The organism is Thiomicrorhabdus marina (assembly GCF_017571465.1).
Lineage (GTDB): Bacteria > Pseudomonadota > Gammaproteobacteria > Thiomicrospirales > Thiomicrospiraceae > Thiomicrorhabdus > Thiomicrorhabdus marina.
This window is the reverse complement of record NZ_JAGETV010000016.1, coordinates 20901-37719: the sequence shown is the minus strand read 5'-3', so window position 1 is coordinate 37719 and position 16819 is coordinate 20901. Positions and strand designations below refer to the sequence as shown.

The window sequence follows — 16819 nt, the reverse complement described above, 5'->3', positions numbered from 1 at the left end:
AGAACTAAGGTTGAGGTTGTATGAGTGAAGTTGAGCGAGTGGCGTCAGAACAGAGTATTGATACCATGGCTTTAAACGTATTACTGCGTGAAGCGCGAGAAGCGCAGCATTTAACGCTAGATACGGTTTCTAGTCAGCTGAATATGTCATTACAACAGCTAAATCGTTTAGAAAGTGACGAGCTGGAACCGACTAGTATGTCACCGTTCGAGCGCGGTTATGTACGTAATTATGCTGCTATGTTAAATATTCCAAGTGAGCAAATAGAGCATTACTTCCCGAGAAGTGAGGTAGTCAGTGATTTGCATTCGGTGCAGCGTTATTACAGTTATGAAGATAAAAAACCTTTCTTTGCGCGTCCGGCTGGCCGTGCTTTAGTTTATTTGTTTGGTATTGGCGTGATTGCTTTTCTGTTATGGATGGTCTGGCCGGACAATTCCAAAACCGAAGTTAATCAGGCGCCGACTGAACAATTGCTTAGTCCTTTAAGTGAGTCACCAATAACGCCTTCGCCAAGCGCCGAATAATTTAGCAATTCAAATATTAATATAAATACACAGAGTACCAAGATGGCAAACAAAATTACCGCGATTCGCGGCATGAATGATATTTACGCAGCAGATGCGGAAGCCTTTGATTTTTTGATTTCTAGCGCTGAAGCGGTAATGCATCAATATGGCTATCATTCAATTCGTTTGCCAATTGTAGAAAAAACCGAATTGTTTGCGCGTTCTATCGGTGAAGTGACCGATATCGTTGAAAAAGAGATGTATACTTTTGCAGATCGTAATGGCGACAGTTTGACGCTGCGTCCGGAAGGAACGGCAGGTTGTGTACGTGCGGTGATTCAAAACGGCTTGACGCATAACCAAGTCCAAAAATTGTATTACACCGGCCCGATGTTCCGCTATGAGCGTCCGCAAAAAGGCCGTTACCGTCAGTTCCATCAGTTCGGTGTTGAGGTTTTCGGTCTAGCAGAAGCACAGATTGACGCAGAATTGATTGTGCTGAGTGCCCGTCTTTGGGAGCAAATCGGTCTGGAAAATCTTGAGTTGCAAATCAATTCATTAGGTTCAGCCGAAGCGCGCGCCGCTTATCGTGATATTTTGGTGGCTTATTTAAACGAACATAAAGCGCTGCTTGACGAAGACTCACTTCGTCGTCTGGATAGTAATCCACTGCGTATTTTGGATAGCAAAAATCCAGATATGGCTGAACTTATCAATAAGGCTCCGAAACTAATTGATCACCTAGACGAAGAATCTAAACTGCATTTGGATGAAGTAAAAGCACATCTGGATGATTGTGGAATCGAGTATGTAGTTAACCCGAATTTGGTTCGTGGTCTGGATTATTACAACCGCACGGTGTTTGAGTGGGTGACAACCGAGCTCGGTGCACAAGGTACTGTTTGTGCCGGTGGTCGTTATGACGGTTTGGTTGAGCAAATTGGCGGCAAGGCAACGCCGGCGGTCGGTTTTGCAATGGGCATTGAGCGTTTGGTCGCCTTGTTGATGGATAAAGAATTAGTGCCCGCACAGCGTCAAGCGGACGTTTTTGTCGTCTTGCTCGGTGACAATGTCACTCGCCCTGGAATGGTGTTGGCAGAATCGTTACGTGAAGCATTTCCGCAGGCCAATATTCAGATGAATATTGGTGGTGGCAGTTTCAAGAGCCAATTTAAAAAGGCCGACAAATCCGGCGCGGCTTATGCGATAGTATTGGGCGACCAAGAGGTCGAGCAAAAAATTGCTGCGGTTAAACCACTGCGTGATGGTGCTGAGCAAGAAACCATTGCATGGGATGATTTGGTCGACTATATGCAGACCAGAATCAACTAAATTGAATTCAAAGAGAGATTTGCACGAGATAGTTTTACGAGTAAAAATGGTTAAAATTCACCTGAATTGTGTTGAAAACTTGCTAATAACTCGCTATTAGCAGCGCTTTTTTTTCGCCTTATTCAGTCAAGTTTTTCCTCATTTTTTATTCGCGACCTACTCGTGCAAAGCTCTCTGAAAATTATTTATCTAAAATTTCAGAAAGGGACTTTGCATGAGTCGTTATGAAACCGAAGAAGAACAAATTGATGCCATAAAATCTTGGTGGAAAAAGAACGGCACTGCTTTATTGAGCGCAGTCTTAGTCGTTGTTTTAGCCTTCTCTGGATGGCGTTATTGGACTAATTCGCAATATGTCGAAAAAGCCAATGCTTCTGGAACTTTTGAAGCCTTGCAAATCAATGCTGAGCGCGGTTCTTTTGGTGAGGTTTCTCGTGAAGCCTTGAAGTTGATGCAAGAATCTCCGCAAAGTCCATATGCGGCGGCAGCGGCATTAATGTATGCAAAGTTCGAGCTAGATAACGGCAAAGTTGAGAATGCGATTGAGAAATTCGAGTGGGTTCAACAGAATGCGACTGATGCCGAGTTGAAAGCAGTTGCGCAACTTCGTTTGGCGCGTCTGTATCTTGACCAGAAAGATTTCGATAAGGCACAAAGCACTTTAGATTCTTTGGCGAAAGCGAAGTTGAGTGCGGGTCAAAAAGCAAATATGGATTACACGCTTGGTGTATTAGCTTTGCTAAAACAGGAAAATGATGCGGCTCGTAGCGCATTTAAATCGGTCACTGACAATGATTCGGCAGACGATACATTGCGTGGTTTGGCACAAATTCAATTGGATGATCTAGCGCAGTAAAGTGGCGTTAGCTCTTATTCAGAGTTAGTTCAGTTTCTCACTTAAGGCTTTGATTACAATAGCAAACTCGTGCTTTAGTGTAATCGACAAAGAATTAGGCTTTAGCGGAAGCAAAAGGAAAATAATGAAAGCATCTCCGTCAAAACTCCTTGCTGCAATTTTTATGAGCAGTACGTTAGTTGGCTGTTCTTCTACCATTAAATTAGAAGAGCCGCCTAAAGCGCAGTTAGATTCTGAATTGACTATGGATTTGCAGTGGCAAATCGAACAAGCAGACATGCCGAACGGCGATACTCGTGGCTTGGCGATTGAACAGTCAGCCGATAAGGTATTTGTTGCCAACTCCCAAGGCTTTATCACGGCTTTGCAAAAAGATAATCAAAGCCGCTGGACTGACCAAGTTTTGTGGGAAAATCGCTTTGATGAAGTGATTACTGCCGGACCTTCTCTGGATGGAAGCAACCTTTATATCGGTACTGCTAAAGGGCGCTTGAAAGCACTGAATCCACGCAATGGTGAAATGCATTGGCAGGTGCAACTATCAAGTGAAGTGCTTGGCAAGCCAACTGTTTTAGGTGATGCGGTCTATACTCGCACCGTTGATGGCAAGGTGTATGCTCTGAACCGTCGTGACGGCAAGGTGATTTGGGTGTCAGAACATCAGATGCCGAGCTTAAGTTTGCGTGGTGCACCGGAGGTGTTACCGACCGCTGATATGGTGTTTGTTGCTTGGGAAACCGGAATTATTCAAGCGCTATCGACCGTTTCCGGTGAATTGCAATGGGAGGCGCGTATTGCCATTCCTTCTGGTCGTACAGATTTAGAGCGTATGGTTGATGTGCAAGCGAATATGCTGGTGCAGGACGGCGTGCTTTATGCGCTAGGTTTCCACGGGAAATTGGCTGCAATTAACCCGGCCAACGGCAACTTTGTTTTTATCAAAGAAGTTTCCGGTTTCCGTGATTTTGTTGTCGACGAACAGTCAATCTACTTGGTTGACGAAAATGATGTACTGTACGCTTTCGACAATAAATCCGGTACTCAACTGTGGAAGCAGCAGTCGATGAAGAACCGCTTTGTCGGTGACTTGGAAATGTATAAAGACCAACTTCTGGTGACGGATGCTTGGGGCTATGTACACTGGTTCAATAAATTGCAAGGTACCGAGCAATCGCGCTATCAGCACAGTAATGAATATGGTGATGGCGATAAAATCGTGCGTGCCGAAGTTGATGGTGATTCGGTTTACCTCTTTGACGGCGATGGCTTGATTAGCCGTTATTTAGTCAGACCGTCTAATCTGGCGCAGTTCCGTAAAGAGTATGGTGATACTTGGTATTAATCCGAGCATCCCGAGAAAACTAGAATAAATAGTAACACCGCTCAATTAAGGTTGAGTGGTGTTTTAACTTTAAGACATGCAAAAGAGTCATGCTAAATGAGTAAACCGATTATCGCTCTGGTAGGGCGACCAAATGTTGGTAAATCCACCCTGTTTAACCGCTTAACCCGTAGTCGGGATGCAATTGTTGCCGACTATCCAGGGTTAACCCGCGATCGTCAATACGGTACCGGTCGAGTCGGTTCGCAACCCTATATTGTGGTTGATACCGGTGGTTTGAGTGGCGAAACCGAAGGGGTCGATCCGCTAATGGCCGGACAGGTTCGTGCGGCACTGGATGAAGCCGATGCGGTTCTGTTTTTGGTTGACGGTCGTCAAGGTATTCTACCGGCAGATGAGGTGATTGCGAACTATGTGCGCCTGTTCGATAAACCGGTGCATGTTCTGGTTAATAAGGCAGAAGGTTACGATCATGACCTCGCCAAGTCCGAATTTTTCCAATTAGGCATGGGCGAGCCGTTAGCGATTTCATCGGCGCACGGTGATAACGTCGAAAAAGCGATTAACGACGTGCTTGCTGAAATTCCGGAAAAAGAGCATGAAGACGAATTCGAATTAGATGATCATCCTGGTGTTCGCGTAGCCGTTATCGGACGCCCGAATGTCGGTAAGTCGACTTTGATTAATCGCATGATCGGCGAAGAGCGCGTGGTCGCATTTGATATGCCGGGCACGACACGTGACAGTATTTTTGTTCCTTTTGAGCGTGATGGCGAGCCTTACACTTTGATTGATACCGCCGGTGTCCGTCGTCGTAAAAACATCAAAGAAAAAATCGAGAAGTTCTCGATTGTTAAAGCAATGGAAGCGATGGATCAGTCACATGTGGTGATTCTGGTTATCGATGGTTCGGAAGGTTTGACCGATCAAGATTTAACGCTGTTAGGTCTGGCAATTGAATCCGGTCGTGGTTTGGTTTTAGCGGTCAATAAATGGGATAACCTGACCAGCTATCAGCGCGAACAAGTGAAGAATGAATTAGAGCGTCGCTTGCAATTTGCCGAGTATGCCAAACAACATCTGATTTCGGCATTGCACGGTAGCGGTGTCGGCGATCTGTTTAAAACCGTGCAGATGGTCTATAAAGCGGCTTTCAAAAAAGTCTCTACTTCCGATTTGAACCGTGTCTTAGAACAAGCTGTCCATGAACACCAACCGCCTCTGGTTGCCGGTCGACGCGTTAAATTACGTTATGCGCACTTGGGCGGCTTGAATCCGCCGCGAGTGATTGTTCATGGTAACCAAGTTGATAAACTTTCCGAATCTTACACACGTTATTTGGTTGGCGTTTTCCGTAAAGCATTCAAGTGGGTTGGTACGCCAATTACCATTGAATACAAGGCGAATGAAAACCCGTTTGAAGGGCGTAAGTCTAAAACCAAAACCGAACGCAAAATGAACGAGCGTGAAAAAGCCGATGCCTTGATGCGTAAACGCAAGAAAAAGAAAAAAGTGCAGAAAAAGCGTATTCAATAAGATTGCAGACAGAGTAAACAATCCAGTAAAAACCAATAGGCGTTTAGTTTTATGGCTAAGCGCCTTATGTGCTTTAGATAACATGAATTTATAGCCCAAAAAGTCGCGCTAGCGATTAAAATAACCCACTAAATCGAATCAATTTAAATACAGGTTAATGCAATGATTCCGAACAAACGTATTCGTGAAATACCATACAACTACACCTCATTTTCCGACAAGGAAATCGTCCTAAGATTTTTGGGCGAATCTTGTTGGCAAATGGTGGAGACGTTGCGTGAAGAGCGAAATACCGGACGTTCGGCGCGAATGTTGTTTGAAGTCTTGGGTGATATGTGGGTTGTGACTCGCAACCCGTATATTCAAAATGACTTGATCAACAACGCTAAGCGACGCGATGCGCTGATTGATGCCTTGAGTCACCGTCTGCGAGAAGTTGAGAAGCGTCTCGATGGTAATCAAATGGCGGCGGACTTAACCGCTGCGGTCGCCGGGGCGGTTAAGAAGTTTGCCGCATGGTTCCCGGAAACCATTGCATTGCGCGAAAAAGTTCGTAAGCGTCTGCGTAAAGTGACGCGTGACGATAATATCGATTTCAGCGGTTTAGCGCGTGTATCCCATGCTACCGATGCCACCGACTGGCGTGTGGAGTTGCCGCTATTGGTGATTTCACCGGATACCGAGCAAGAAACGGTTGAGATTGTTGCAGCGTGTATTGAACTTGGTTTGACCATGATTCCTCGTGGTGGCGGTACCGGTTACACCGGTGGTGCAATTCCTTTGCATGAACATACTGCGGTGATTAATACCGAGAAATTGGAGTTCATGAGTCTGGTCGAACAGGAAGAACTACCGAAAATCGGTAAGGTTGCGACCATTCGTACCGGTGCCGGTGTGGTGACGCGTCGTGTTTCCGAACAGGCGGAACGCTTCGGCTATACCTTTGCGGTTGACCCGACTTCACAAGATGCGTCGACTATCGGCGGGAATATCTCGATGAACGCCGGTGGTAAAAAAGCCGTGCTATGGGGAACGACGCTGGATAACTTGGCTTCGTGGAAAATGGTCACGCCGGATGCCAAGTGGTTGGAAGTTCACCGTATCAATCACAACCTAGGTAAGTTGCAAGATCAGAATACGGTCGAGTTTGAAATCCGTCGTTTTGAAAAAGACGGTCAGACACAAATCGGCGAAAGCGAATTATTACAAATTCCGGGTTCGGCTTTTCGTCAAGCCGGCTTGGGTAAAGATGTAACCGATAAATTCCTAAGTGGTCTGCCGGGTGTTCAAAAAGAAGGCTGTGACGGCATTATCACCTCGTCGCGTTTTATTGTGCATCGCATGCCGAGTTTTACGCGAACTATCTGTCTGGAATTTTTTGGTACCGATTTGAGTGATGCGGTACCGTCCATTGTCGAAGTCATTGATTTCGTTGAATCGAAAAAAGCGCAAGGTATTCTGCTAGCGGGTCTGGAGCATTTGGACGAACGCTATATTCGCGCGGTTAAGTACAACACCAAAGCCGATCGTAAAGAGTTGCCGAAAATGCTGTTGCTTGCCGATATTTGCGGCGAGAACGGTTTTGAAGTCGCTAATACCTGTAAAGAGATTGTTGAGTTAGCCGCTAAGCGAAATGCGGAAGGTTTTATTGCGGTTACGGAAGAAGCGCGTAAACGCTTCTGGCTAGACCGTTCGCGTACTGCGGCGATTTCTGCGCATACCAATGCGTTCAAAATCAATGAAGACGTGGTGATTCCGCTTGAGAAGTTGAATGAATACAACAGCGAAATCGAGCAGATTAATATCGAAATGTCGATTCGCAATAAGTTGGAAATTTTGGAGTCTTTCCAAGAATACTTTAATGGCGATATCCCAGAATTCACGCAAGAAGACGATTTTGAAAATGCGACCGGCACCAATGCCGACTATTTCAAAAACCGTCTGACCACGATTCAGACGCATTTGCACAATGTCCGTGTTCGTTGGAAGTCATTACTGATTAATCTGCAAAAACCGGCTTTGGATCATATGGATTTACTGCCGGAACTGACGCCTGCTGATTTACGCGACGGAGACCGTATTGTCGATTTGTTCCTGCGCCGTGATATTCGCGTCAGCTATAAGACTGAGTTAAAAGAAATTATTGAACAGACCTTGATGGGCTTTGATTTTGAAGCGGTATTAGAACGTCTGGCAAAAATTCATGCAGATATCCGCAATGCCCGCTTGTTCGTGGCGCTGCATATGCACGCTGGTGATGGCAATATCCATACTAATATTCCGGTGCATTCCGGTAACTACGTGATGGTGCATCAGGCTGATAAATTGGTGGATCGCATTATGGAAATTGCACACCGTTTAGGTGGCGTAATTTCCGGTGAGCATGGTATCGGTTTGACTAAAATCCAATATTTGGAAAAAGAGAAGATTGATGCCTTTGTTAAATACAAGGCAGAAGTCGACCCGAATAATCACTTCAATAAAGGCAAGCTAATGCCGGATTCCGGTCTTGGTAATGCTTATACGCCAGCGTTGAGTTTGGTACAGCAAGAAGCGATTATTCTTGAGGCCAGTGAATTGGATGAACTGAATAACGACATTAAAGACTGTCTGCGTTGCGGTAAGTGTAAGCCGGTTTGTCAAACCCACATTCCGCGCGCCAACTTGTTGTATTCGCCACGTAATAAAATCTTGGCGACCGGGCAGGTGATTGAAGCCTTCTTGTATGAAGAACAGACCCGTCGCGGTATTTCGCTACAACACTTTGAAGCGATGAATGACATCGGTGATCACTGTACCACTTGTCATAAATGTGCCAACCCGTGTCCGGTGAATATCGACTTTGGTGATGTATCGATTCGGATGCGTAATATTTTGACCAATATGGGCAAGAAGCGTTTTTCATTGACCACCAAAGCGGCCTTGTTCTTCTTGAACACCACCAACCCGACCAGTATTAATTTGATGCGTAAGACCATGATTGGTTGGAGCTCGAATATGATTACGTTAGGGCACAATGTAGCGAAATCTTTTGGACTTGTGAAAACCAGTTCGACCGATGATATTCCGCATAAAACGTCTAAGATTGCACCGGTACAGCAACAGGTGGTTAACTTTGTACGTAAGCCGTTGAATACCGGTCCGAACCAGCCGACTATGCGTAAGCTGCTTGGTTTGGAAGACAGTAATATGGTGCCGATTATTTCGCAGCCGGAAAAGGTAACGGAAGACTCGGACGCGGTATTCTACTTCCCGGGTTGTGGTTCGGAGCGTCTGTTCAGTGATATCGGTATGGCAACCATTGCGATGTTGTCGGAAACCGGCGCACAAACGGTATTGCCTCCAGGTTATCTATGTTGTGGTTATCCGCAAACCGCGGCGGGACAAGCGGATAAGGGTGCGCAGATTACGGCGGAAAACCGTGCGTTGTTCCACCGTGTTGCCAATACTTTGAACTACTTAGATATTAAGACGGTGATCGTTTCTTGCGGTACCTGTATGGATCAATTGTTGAAGTATGAGTTCGAGCGTATTTTCCCGGGTTGTCGTTTAATGGATATTCACGAATATCTGCAAGAAAAAGGCATCTCTTTGGAAAGCGCGACCGGTACTAAATACCTGTATCACGCGCCGTGTCATGATCCAATGAAATTGAAAGACGGTACTTCGGTTGCTAAAGATTTGCTCAAAACAGAGGAAATTCAACTCAATGATCGCTGTTGTTCTGAAGCCGGTACTCTGGCGACGGCACGACCGGATATCTCGACCCAGTTGCGTTTCCGTAAAGCGATTGAGTTGAAGAAAGGGATTAAGGATTTGACCGGCGAAGAAAAAGCTAAAGATGGTAACGTTAAGCTACTCACTTCTTGTCCGGCTTGTCAGCAAGGTCTGAACCGTTATGAAGGTGAAACCGGCTTGCAAACTGACTACATCGTCGTTGAGTTGGCGAAAAACTTAAACGGCGAGAAGTGGAAACAGATGTTTACCGATAATCTTAAAAATGGTGGAGTGGAGAAAATTCTGCTTTAGTAGGCTTTCCTCAACCCTAGAAATAAAAAAGGCGCTAAAAGCGCCTTTTTTAATGCCGAAGTACAATGAAATTACTTAGCCGTTTGAGCTGCGTAGAATGCGGCTAGCTCTTTAATTTCTTCGTCAGTTAGGCCTTTAGCGAAAGGAACCATCGTTGCATCTTTGCGGAAACCGTCGCGGAAATCTTTCAGTTGTTTTTCTAAGTATGCCGCGTGCTGACCGGCAATTTTCGGAAAGTTAGGAACCATGCTGTTACCGTCTGCGCCGTGACAACCGACACACGTTGCCGCTTTCGCTGGAGCGGCTTGTACTGTCATTGCTGTAGAAGCCAAAAGCGTTGCCGCTGCAGTCGCTAGAATAATCTTTTTCATAGAAACAACCTTATATTGATATTTGCTAATAAATTCCAGTGAAGACTTTAAGCCTTGCCAAGAGGTAAATCAAGTTTTAATGCCGATTATACGTAGTTGCCAGCGATGAAATTTTTTATAGACATAAAAGCCAGACATAAAAAAACCGCCCGGTAAAGAGGGCGGTTTTCATCGCTAGGACTGGTTTAAATTATAGACCAGCAACGTAAGCAGCGATGTTTTCCATGTCTGCGTCAGAAAGACCAGCAGCCATTGGAGCCATCATAGAAGTCATTGGACCTACTTGCTCGCCAGCTTTATATTTTTGCAGCTTAGCAACAACGTCAGCAGGAGCTTGACCAGCTAGTTTAGGACCTACACCGCCTTCACCAGCACCACCGTGACAACCAGCACAAGTAGCGTAAGCTGCTTGACCCGCTGCCGCGTCACCAGCTTGAGCAGCTGCACCAAAAGAAACAAGACCAGCCGCAGCTAGAGCAATAATTGTGTTTTTCATAACTGTACTCTCCTAAAAGCACGATTAATAAAAGGTCGGGGTTTTCCCCTAGGTGCAGATTACACTCGAAAAGGCAGGGTGAGTCAAGGTGAGAGACTTGAGCAAGCCTTAATTATCCGCAAAAAACTTAAGAAAACTCTTATGAAAGACGAAAACCTTTGATAAAACTAGGAAAGTTTTCGACAAAAGTCTGCCGATTCTGCTTTTTTAAGCTGGCACTAAAGGTTTATTTCGTCCGTCAAAGGTCAAAAAAACTTGTGATTATTGTGTCATTCGGGAGAATAATTGTTTCGATTTAATAGGAGTAGTGACTGATGGTAATGGTGATTCGTTTATGGATAGTGGTATTGATTATTGCGGTGCTGAGTTGGTTGCTATTACGTTTTATCGATAAACCGCAATCTTTTTGGAAGGTTTTGCTGTTTTGGATTGTTGCTGTGTTTGGTTCAATGGGTTTGATGTATGCCTTGTCGATTTGGGTTGCAGGCTTATAAAGCCCGCGAACACATCGGTTATTGGGCGGGTTGACTGAATTCTTCCAGCAAGCGGCGGAAGCTCTGATAGCGAGTGAAAGCAATGTCACCACTTTCGACCGCAGCCTTAATCGCACAATCCGGTTCATGGCCATGGCTACAGTTGCTGAATTTGCACTGCCCAAGGAAGGGCGCGAAATCTGGGTAGTAAGTTTCCAAATCACTTAATTCGCATGGCGACGGGTTGAACTGACGTACCCCAGGCGAGTCAATTAAATTACCGCCATATTTGTTGTTTTCATCCATCGCCGGCAGGTGATACAGAATGCTGTTGGTGGTGGTGTGCTTACCTAAACCAGTCGCTTCAGATAAGGCGCCGACTCGAATATCTAAATCTGGAATCAAGGCATTAATCAGCGAGGATTTACCGGCACCGGACGGGCCGACAAACACCGAATTCTTGCCTTGCATATATTCTTGCAGTTCTTCTAAACCTTGCTGTGATACGGTTGACGCCGGAATCAATGGAATTTCCATCTCATCATACGGCGTCAGCAGTTCAGCGACCGCCTCCCAGTCTTCATCGCTTTCCAGTAGGTCGACTTTATTGAGAATAATAATCGCCGGAATGCCTAACTGCTCGGCACCGACCAGATAGCGGTCAACCATGTCGGGATGAATTCCGGGTACCACCGGTGCGACAATCCCGATAAAGTCGATATTGGCGGCAACCATACGGGTTTGCCCACGAAAGCCGGGACGACTGAGTTCATGGCTGCGCGGTAACACAGAAATGACCACACCGGTATTGGGTTCAATGTCGGTACGCCAAATGACATTATCGCCGGCGACGAGTTTGCCAAGATGTTGGCGGATTTTGCAGCTGTAGTGCTCACCATCATCGCCTTCGACCAGCACGCGTTTACCAAAGCTGGTAATCACTAAGCCGTTTTGCTCTTCTCCGAGCTGGCCGCTCTCGCTTTTCAATTCGGTGTCGTCATTATGTTTTTGGCGTTGGCTGGTCACGCGCCGACGCTGTTGCTGGGTTAAGCGACGTTTTGCCATGCCAATCCTTTTGTTTGCATTATTTGCACTCGCTTAGTCTGCGTACAGTGCATTGATTTTCGCTGCCATAATCATGTCATTCATGCTTAGGCCTTTGATGTCGTGCGTCACTAAGGTGATTTCACAGCTGTTATAACCGAAACAGATGGTCGGGTGATGACCTTGTTTCTGCGCCAGATAAGTCACGGCATTCACAAAAGAAACCGTCTGATAATAGTTCTTAAAACCAAAAGTCTTTTGAATTGACGCATAATTTAATGGGGCATCCCAGCCATCTAGATGGCTTAGATTGCTTTCAATGCTTGGGATAATCAATGCCTTGTCTTTCGGTGAGATTTCGGTGCAATTCTGTTCCAATAGGCTTTGAAGAATATCGTTGTTTTCGCTCATCTTTAATTTCTCTCTAAGTCTTCTTATGTTTTTTGTAATGCTTTTAAATGATCAATACGAATTTTTGCTGGCGGATGGCTGTCGTGATAAGCCGAGTAGCTTGGATCAGGCGTCAAGGTACTGGCGTTATCACGGTACAGTTTTAGCAGTGCTGAAATCAGATGTTGCGAACCAACATGCTGTGCAGCAAAGGCATCCGCTTCAAATTCATGTTTACGGCTCTTAATTGCGCTTAATGGTCCGATAAAGAAGAACAGAATCGGTACCACGGTCATAAATAGTAGTAAGGCTATCGCAGGTGATTCAGTGGTCATGCCCAAGCCGCTATAGAAAATCGGTTGTTGTACTAGCCAGCCCAGTAGTGCAAGAGCGGCAAGCGTCATCAGTGAGGCTTCCACCAGGCGCTTTTTAATATGGCCGTGTTTAAAGTGACCCAGTTCATGCGCCAGTACCGCTTCGACTTCTTCCGGTGACAGTTTTTCGAGTAGGGTGTCGAAGAAAACAATGCGTTTGTTTTTACCAAAACCGGTGAAGTAAGCATTACCGTGACCGGAACGTGAAGAACCGTCCATCACAAAAACACCGTTAGATTCAAAGCCAGTTCGTTCTAGCAAAGCTTCGATTCGCTGTTTCATTTCCCCGTCTTCAAGTGGGGTGAATTTATTGAAAAGCGGCGCAATCCATTTTGGGTAAGCCCACATCAAGACCAGTTGAAAGCCCATCCAAACCACCCAAGTATATAGCCACCATAGATCGTTGATATAAGCGTTCATAATCGACACCACTACCCAAATAATTGGCAGGCCAAGTACTAATCCAAGCGCCCATTGCTTGACTAAGTCGCTGGCGAATTTTGCTGGTGTGGTGCGATTAAATCCAAACTGTGCTTCGATTTTAAAGGTGCTCATAATGGTGAACGGCAGATGTAGAATCGACAAGAACCATAAGGTGCTGATTAGGAAGGCGACATCGCGCCAAATCGGGTCAAGCGAGCTGTTGGCCCAGAGGTTATAGATGTCTTGGAAGCCGCCGCCGAGGGTCATAAATAAAATGATAGCCGCATCATAGAAAAGCCCTAATCGGCCAAGCTGTAATTTCGCTCGGCTGTAATCGGCGGCTTTTTGATGGTCGTCGAGTTTAACCACGGCGGAAAAATCTTCCGGAACCTTGTCACGGTTTACGCCGATATGGAATTGGTTTTTGATATTCAGCCACAGTTCAATCAGTAGATTCAAAATCAGTGCAAACAAAAACACCGAGGTAATCCAGTTCATCATTACGATTCTCTTTGTATGAGTTAAGATAGTTGCCTATTTTAGGGAAAAGAGCAGAAATATGAAGTCAGATAACAACTTAATTTGGATTGATTTGGAAATGACGGGGCTTGACCCGAAACAGCATACCATTATCGAAATCGCCACGGTCGTGACTGATAGCCAGTTGAATATCTTGGCGAAAGGGCCGGTGATTGCGATTCAGACCGAACAAGCGGAGCTGGATAAAATGGATAATTGGTGTGTAACGCATCACGGCAATTCCGGTTTGACGGCACGTGTGCAGGCCAGTGAAATTGCTATGCAAGAGGCCGAACAGCAGACCATCGATTTTTTAAGTGACTATGTCCCGGCCGGTAAATCGCCGATGTGCGGTAATTCTATCTGCCAAGACCGCCGTTTTATGGTCGAGCACATGCCGAAACTGGAAGAATTTTTTCATTACCGTAATTTGGATGTCAGTACCTTGAAAGAATTATCGCGCCGTTGGGCGCCGGAAGTTTATTCTTCGCATCAGAAACAAGGCAGTCACTTGGCGATGGACGATATTTTGGAGTCTATCGACGAGTTAAACCATTATCGTAAAGGCCTTTTTGCCGACGCTTTCCAGCAGAAATAAAACTCGCCACTCTCGGTTTTATGTCATCGCAATTGATGGGATGACATAAAACACACCAACTTATCTTCTTCGATAGAAAAAATAGATGAAAAAAGAACCGCTTACGGTTCTCATGCCTTTTTATTTCCTATATAATTTCGCGTTTACTGTTTTGACATGCAATTTTGTCGAAACGAAAGTTTTTTATCCGAGTCACTTTACCAACCAATTCAAAGTGACTCGGCTTTGGAAACACGGAACCGGATCTTATCGTCTGAAAGGCATTCAGATTTATTCTGTGTTTCCCTTAACCTAAAGAGGACCATTGTTGTGGAAATGACTGGTGCCCAGACTCTTGTACACTTTTTGCAAGATGAGGGCGTAGAGCATATTTGGGGGTATCCGGGTGGAGCTGTTCTGCCGATTTACGATGCCCTAGATACGGACGCGACCACTTTAAATCATATTTTGGTACGTCACGAACAAGCAGCTGTCCATGCGGCAGATGGCTATGCACGCTCTACAGGCAAACCAGGTGTGGTCTTGGTAACTTCCGGCCCGGGTGCGACTAACGCAGTAACCGGTATTGCGACTGCCTATATGGATTCGATTCCTATGGTATGCATTACCGGTCAGGTGCCAACCGGCTTAATCGGCTTGGACGCGTTCCAAGAAATCGATACCGTCGGGATTACCAGACCAATCGTAAAACACAACTTCTTGGTCAAGGATGTTAACGATCTTGCTGATACGCTCAAAAAAGCGTTCTATTTAGCTACAACTGGCCGACCAGGCCCAGTTGTCGTTGATATTCCGAAAGATGTTCAAAACGCCAAAAGCAACTATGTCTATCCACAAGAAGTTGATATACGCTCCTATTTGCCTGTAACGAAAGGCCATAGTGGACAGATTAAGAAAGCCGTGGAAATGATGCTTTCTGCAAAACGTCCGATTCTGTATACCGGTGGTGGTGTCATTCTTGGTGACGCTTCTGAGGAACTGACAACGCTAACGCGTAAGCTTGGCTTCCCGATTAACCAAACGTTAATGGGCTTAGGTGCTTTCCCAGCATCAGACCCGCAAGCGCTCGGTATGTTGGGAATGCACGGGACTTACGAAGCCAACTTGGCGATGCACCATTCTGATGTCATCATCGCCATTGGTGCGCGTTTTGATGACCGTGTAACCGGTAATCTAGAAAAATTCTGTCCGGACGCAAAAATCATTCACGTTGATATCGACCCGGCGTCGATTTCGAAAAACGTGATTGTGGACATTCCAATTGTTGGGCCGGTTAAGCAAGTCTTGACCGAAATGATTCAAGTATTGGATAACACCAAACAAGAGAAAGACGAAGCGGCTTTGGCTGATTGGTGGAAACAGATTGAAGAGTGGCGTGCGACAAACTGCCTACGCTACGACACGACTGGTTCGAAAATCAAGCCACAGGCTGCGATGCAAGCGGTTTGGAAATCTACCAACGGTGATGCCTATGTATCATCTGACGTTGGTCAGCACCAAATGTACGCAGCACAATACTATCCGTTTGATAAGCCGCGTCGTTGGATTAACTCGGGTGGTTTGGGAACCATGGGCTTCGGTCTACCGGCTGCGATGGGGGTGCAGATGGCACATCCGGATGCGACCAGTATCTGTGTTACCGGTGAAGGTTCAATCCAGATGAATATTCAAGAACTGTCGACCTGCCTACAGTACGGTCTGCCGGTTAAAATCATCTGCTTGAACAACGGTTTCCTCGGTATGGTTCGTCAGTGGCAAGAATTCTTCTATGAGCGTCGCTACTCGATGTCTTATATGGAATCACTGCCGGATTTCGTCAAACTAGCGGAATCTTACGGTCATGTTGGTGTCCGCATCGAAGACCCGAAAACCATGCAAACGCAATTGGATGAAGTGTTCTCGGATAAATACAAAGATCGCTTGGTATTTGTAGACATCCTTACCGATCAACAAGAAAACGTGTACCCAATGATTCCAGCGGGTGCCGGTTTGAATGAAATGATCTTGGTATAGGGGTGAGACGATGAAACATATTATTTCAATGCTAATGGAAAACGAATCCGGTGCGCTGTCTCGTGTTTCCGGTCTATTCTCGGCGCGTGGTTATAACATCCATGCGCTGACGGTAGCGCCGACCGAAGACGAAACCTTGTCTCGTCTGACTTTGGTTACCTCCGGTACCGAGCAAGAGATTGAACAAATCGTCAAACACCTTAACCGTCTAATTGACGTGGTTAAGGTGTTGGATTTAACGGAAGGTGCGCACATCGAGCGTGAACTGATGTTAATTAAAGTCGCGGCGACCGGCGATATGCGTGAAGAATACAAGCGTCTAGCGGATATTTTCCGTGCCGATATTATTGATGTCACTTCAACCACCTACACGATTCAGATGGTTGGCGACAGCAATAAGCTTGACGCATTTATCAATATTCTCGACTCAGGTCTGATTCTAGAGACAGTACGTTCTGGAACCATGGGGATTCTGCGCGGTGAAAAATGCCTGCAGTTGAGCTAATCGACTGAC

At 45.8% G+C, this 16819-nt stretch carries 15 protein-coding genes; 10 read left to right on the top strand and 5 right to left on the bottom strand.

Annotated features, from left to right (window positions below; genetic code table 11):
* Positions 1–20: 20 nt before the first annotated feature.
* The 6 genes from J3998_RS09090 (at position 21) to J3998_RS09065 (ending at position 9604) form a co-directional block, all read left to right on the top strand.
* The gene (locus J3998_RS09090; protein ID WP_208150345.1) at positions 21–527 is read left to right on the top strand and encodes a helix-turn-helix domain-containing protein; all 507 of its coding nucleotides are present in this window, start codon (positions 21–23) and stop codon (positions 525–527) included.
* A 42-nt stretch (positions 528–569) separates the two neighbouring features.
* Entirely contained in the window at positions 570–1841 is a 1272-nt protein-coding gene (gene hisS / locus J3998_RS09085; protein ID WP_208150344.1) for a histidine--tRNA ligase, read from the top strand.
* A gap of 214 nt (positions 1842–2055) precedes the next feature.
* Positions 2056–2697: a YfgM family protein gene (locus J3998_RS09080; RefSeq protein WP_208150343.1), complete on the top strand. Its 642-nt coding sequence runs from the start codon at positions 2056–2058 to the stop codon at positions 2695–2697.
* A 124-nt stretch (positions 2698–2821) separates the two neighbouring features.
* Positions 2822–4039: an outer membrane protein assembly factor BamB gene (gene bamB, locus J3998_RS09075; protein WP_208150342.1), complete on the top strand. Its 1218-nt coding sequence runs from the start codon at positions 2822–2824 to the stop codon at positions 4037–4039.
* Between the two features lie 96 nt (positions 4040–4135).
* Entirely contained in the window at positions 4136–5575 is a 1440-nt protein-coding gene (gene der, locus J3998_RS09070; RefSeq protein WP_208150341.1) for a ribosome biogenesis GTPase Der, read from the top strand.
* 162 nt (positions 5576–5737) lie between these two features.
* The gene (locus tag J3998_RS09065) at positions 5738–9604 is read left to right on the top strand and encodes a DUF3683 domain-containing protein (RefSeq protein ID WP_208150340.1); all 3867 of its coding nucleotides are present in this window, start codon (positions 5738–5740) and stop codon (positions 9602–9604) included.
* A gap of 71 nt (positions 9605–9675) precedes the next feature.
* Here J3998_RS09065 and J3998_RS09060 read toward each other — a convergent pair whose 3' ends face one another.
* Positions 9676–9975 (bottom strand): c-type cytochrome, encoded by a 300-nt coding sequence (locus J3998_RS09060; protein ID WP_208150339.1) that lies wholly within the window; start codon positions 9973–9975, stop codon positions 9676–9678.
* A gap of 190 nt (positions 9976–10165) precedes the next feature.
* Positions 10166–10471 (bottom strand): c-type cytochrome, encoded by a 306-nt coding sequence (locus tag J3998_RS09055; protein WP_208150338.1) that lies wholly within the window; start codon positions 10469–10471, stop codon positions 10166–10168.
* Positions 10472–10785: 314 nt separating this feature from the next.
* Here J3998_RS09055 and J3998_RS09050 point away from each other — a divergent pair, with 314 nt between their 5' ends.
* Complete coding sequence (locus J3998_RS09050) at positions 10786–10965, top strand: hypothetical protein (protein WP_208150337.1); 180 nt, start codon at positions 10786–10788, stop codon at positions 10963–10965.
* A gap of 18 nt (positions 10966–10983) precedes the next feature.
* Here J3998_RS09050 and rsgA read toward each other — a convergent pair whose 3' ends face one another.
* Genes rsgA through J3998_RS09035 form a run of 3 tightly spaced genes read right to left on the bottom strand, consistent with a single transcriptional unit; the run spans position 10984 to position 13673 of the window.
* Entirely contained in the window at positions 10984–12009 is a 1026-nt protein-coding gene (gene rsgA, locus J3998_RS09045) for a ribosome small subunit-dependent GTPase A (protein ID WP_208150336.1), read from the bottom strand.
* Positions 12010–12042: 33 nt separating this feature from the next.
* Positions 12043–12399, bottom strand: coding sequence for a 4a-hydroxytetrahydrobiopterin dehydratase (locus J3998_RS09040; protein WP_208150335.1), 357 nt, complete (start codon positions 12397–12399; stop codon positions 12043–12045).
* A gap of 23 nt (positions 12400–12422) precedes the next feature.
* Positions 12423–13673 (bottom strand): M48 family metallopeptidase, encoded by a 1251-nt coding sequence (locus J3998_RS09035; protein WP_208150362.1) that lies wholly within the window; start codon positions 13671–13673, stop codon positions 12423–12425.
* Positions 13674–13734: 61 nt separating this feature from the next.
* Between J3998_RS09035 and orn the strand changes: the two genes are divergently transcribed.
* The 3 genes from orn to ilvN all read left to right on the top strand — a co-directional run bounded on the left by orn (position 13735) and on the right by ilvN (position 16810).
* Positions 13735–14292, top strand: a complete 558-nt coding sequence (orn, locus tag J3998_RS09030; RefSeq protein ID WP_208150334.1) for an oligoribonuclease — start codon at positions 13735–13737, stop codon at positions 14290–14292.
* Positions 14293–14601: 309 nt separating this feature from the next.
* Positions 14602–16305 carry an acetolactate synthase 3 large subunit gene (locus J3998_RS09025; RefSeq protein ID WP_208150333.1) on the top strand — a complete coding sequence of 568 codons (1704 nt, stop codon included), beginning with the start codon at positions 14602–14604 and terminating at the stop codon, positions 16303–16305.
* A gap of 10 nt (positions 16306–16315) precedes the next feature.
* A complete protein-coding gene (gene ilvN, locus J3998_RS09020; protein ID WP_208150332.1) occupies positions 16316–16810 on the top strand; it encodes an acetolactate synthase small subunit in 495 nt (164 codons plus the stop codon).
* Positions 16811–16819 lie beyond the last annotated feature (9 nt).

Excerpts from the sequence above, each read along its gene's own strand:
- J3998_RS09055 (WP_208150338.1), bottom strand. The coding sequence starts at position 10,471 with ATGAAAAACACAATTATTGCTCTAGCTGCGGCTGGTCTTGTTTCTTTT.
- J3998_RS09035 (WP_208150362.1), bottom strand. The coding sequence starts at position 13,673 with ATGAACTGGATTACCTCGGTGTTTTTGTTTGCACTGATTTTGAATCTA.
- J3998_RS09065 (WP_208150340.1), top strand. The coding sequence starts at position 5,738 with ATGATTCCGAACAAACGTATTCGTGAAATACCATACAACTACACCTCA.
- J3998_RS09050 (WP_208150337.1), top strand. The coding sequence starts at position 10,786 with ATGGTAATGGTGATTCGTTTATGGATAGTGGTATTGATTATTGCGGTG.
- orn (WP_208150334.1), top strand. The coding sequence starts at position 13,735 with ATGAAGTCAGATAACAACTTAATTTGGATTGATTTGGAAATGACGGGG.
- J3998_RS09040 (WP_208150335.1), bottom strand. The coding sequence starts at position 12,399 with ATGAGCGAAAACAACGATATTCTTCAAAGCCTATTGGAACAGAATTGC.
- bamB (WP_208150342.1), top strand. The coding sequence starts at position 2,822 with ATGAAAGCATCTCCGTCAAAACTCCTTGCTGCAATTTTTATGAGCAGT.
- J3998_RS09060 (WP_208150339.1), bottom strand. The coding sequence starts at position 9,975 with ATGAAAAAGATTATTCTAGCGACTGCAGCGGCAACGCTTTTGGCTTCT.
- der (WP_208150341.1), top strand. The coding sequence starts at position 4,136 with ATGAGTAAACCGATTATCGCTCTGGTAGGGCGACCAAATGTTGGTAAA.
- rsgA (WP_208150336.1), bottom strand. The coding sequence starts at position 12,009 with ATGGCAAAACGTCGCTTAACCCAGCAACAGCGTCGGCGCGTGACCAGC.
- hisS (WP_208150344.1), top strand. The coding sequence starts at position 570 with ATGGCAAACAAAATTACCGCGATTCGCGGCATGAATGATATTTACGCA.
- J3998_RS09080 (WP_208150343.1), top strand. The coding sequence starts at position 2,056 with ATGAGTCGTTATGAAACCGAAGAAGAACAAATTGATGCCATAAAATCT.
- J3998_RS09090 (WP_208150345.1), top strand. The coding sequence starts at position 21 with ATGAGTGAAGTTGAGCGAGTGGCGTCAGAACAGAGTATTGATACCATG.
- ilvN (WP_208150332.1), top strand. The coding sequence starts at position 16,316 with ATGAAACATATTATTTCAATGCTAATGGAAAACGAATCCGGTGCGCTG.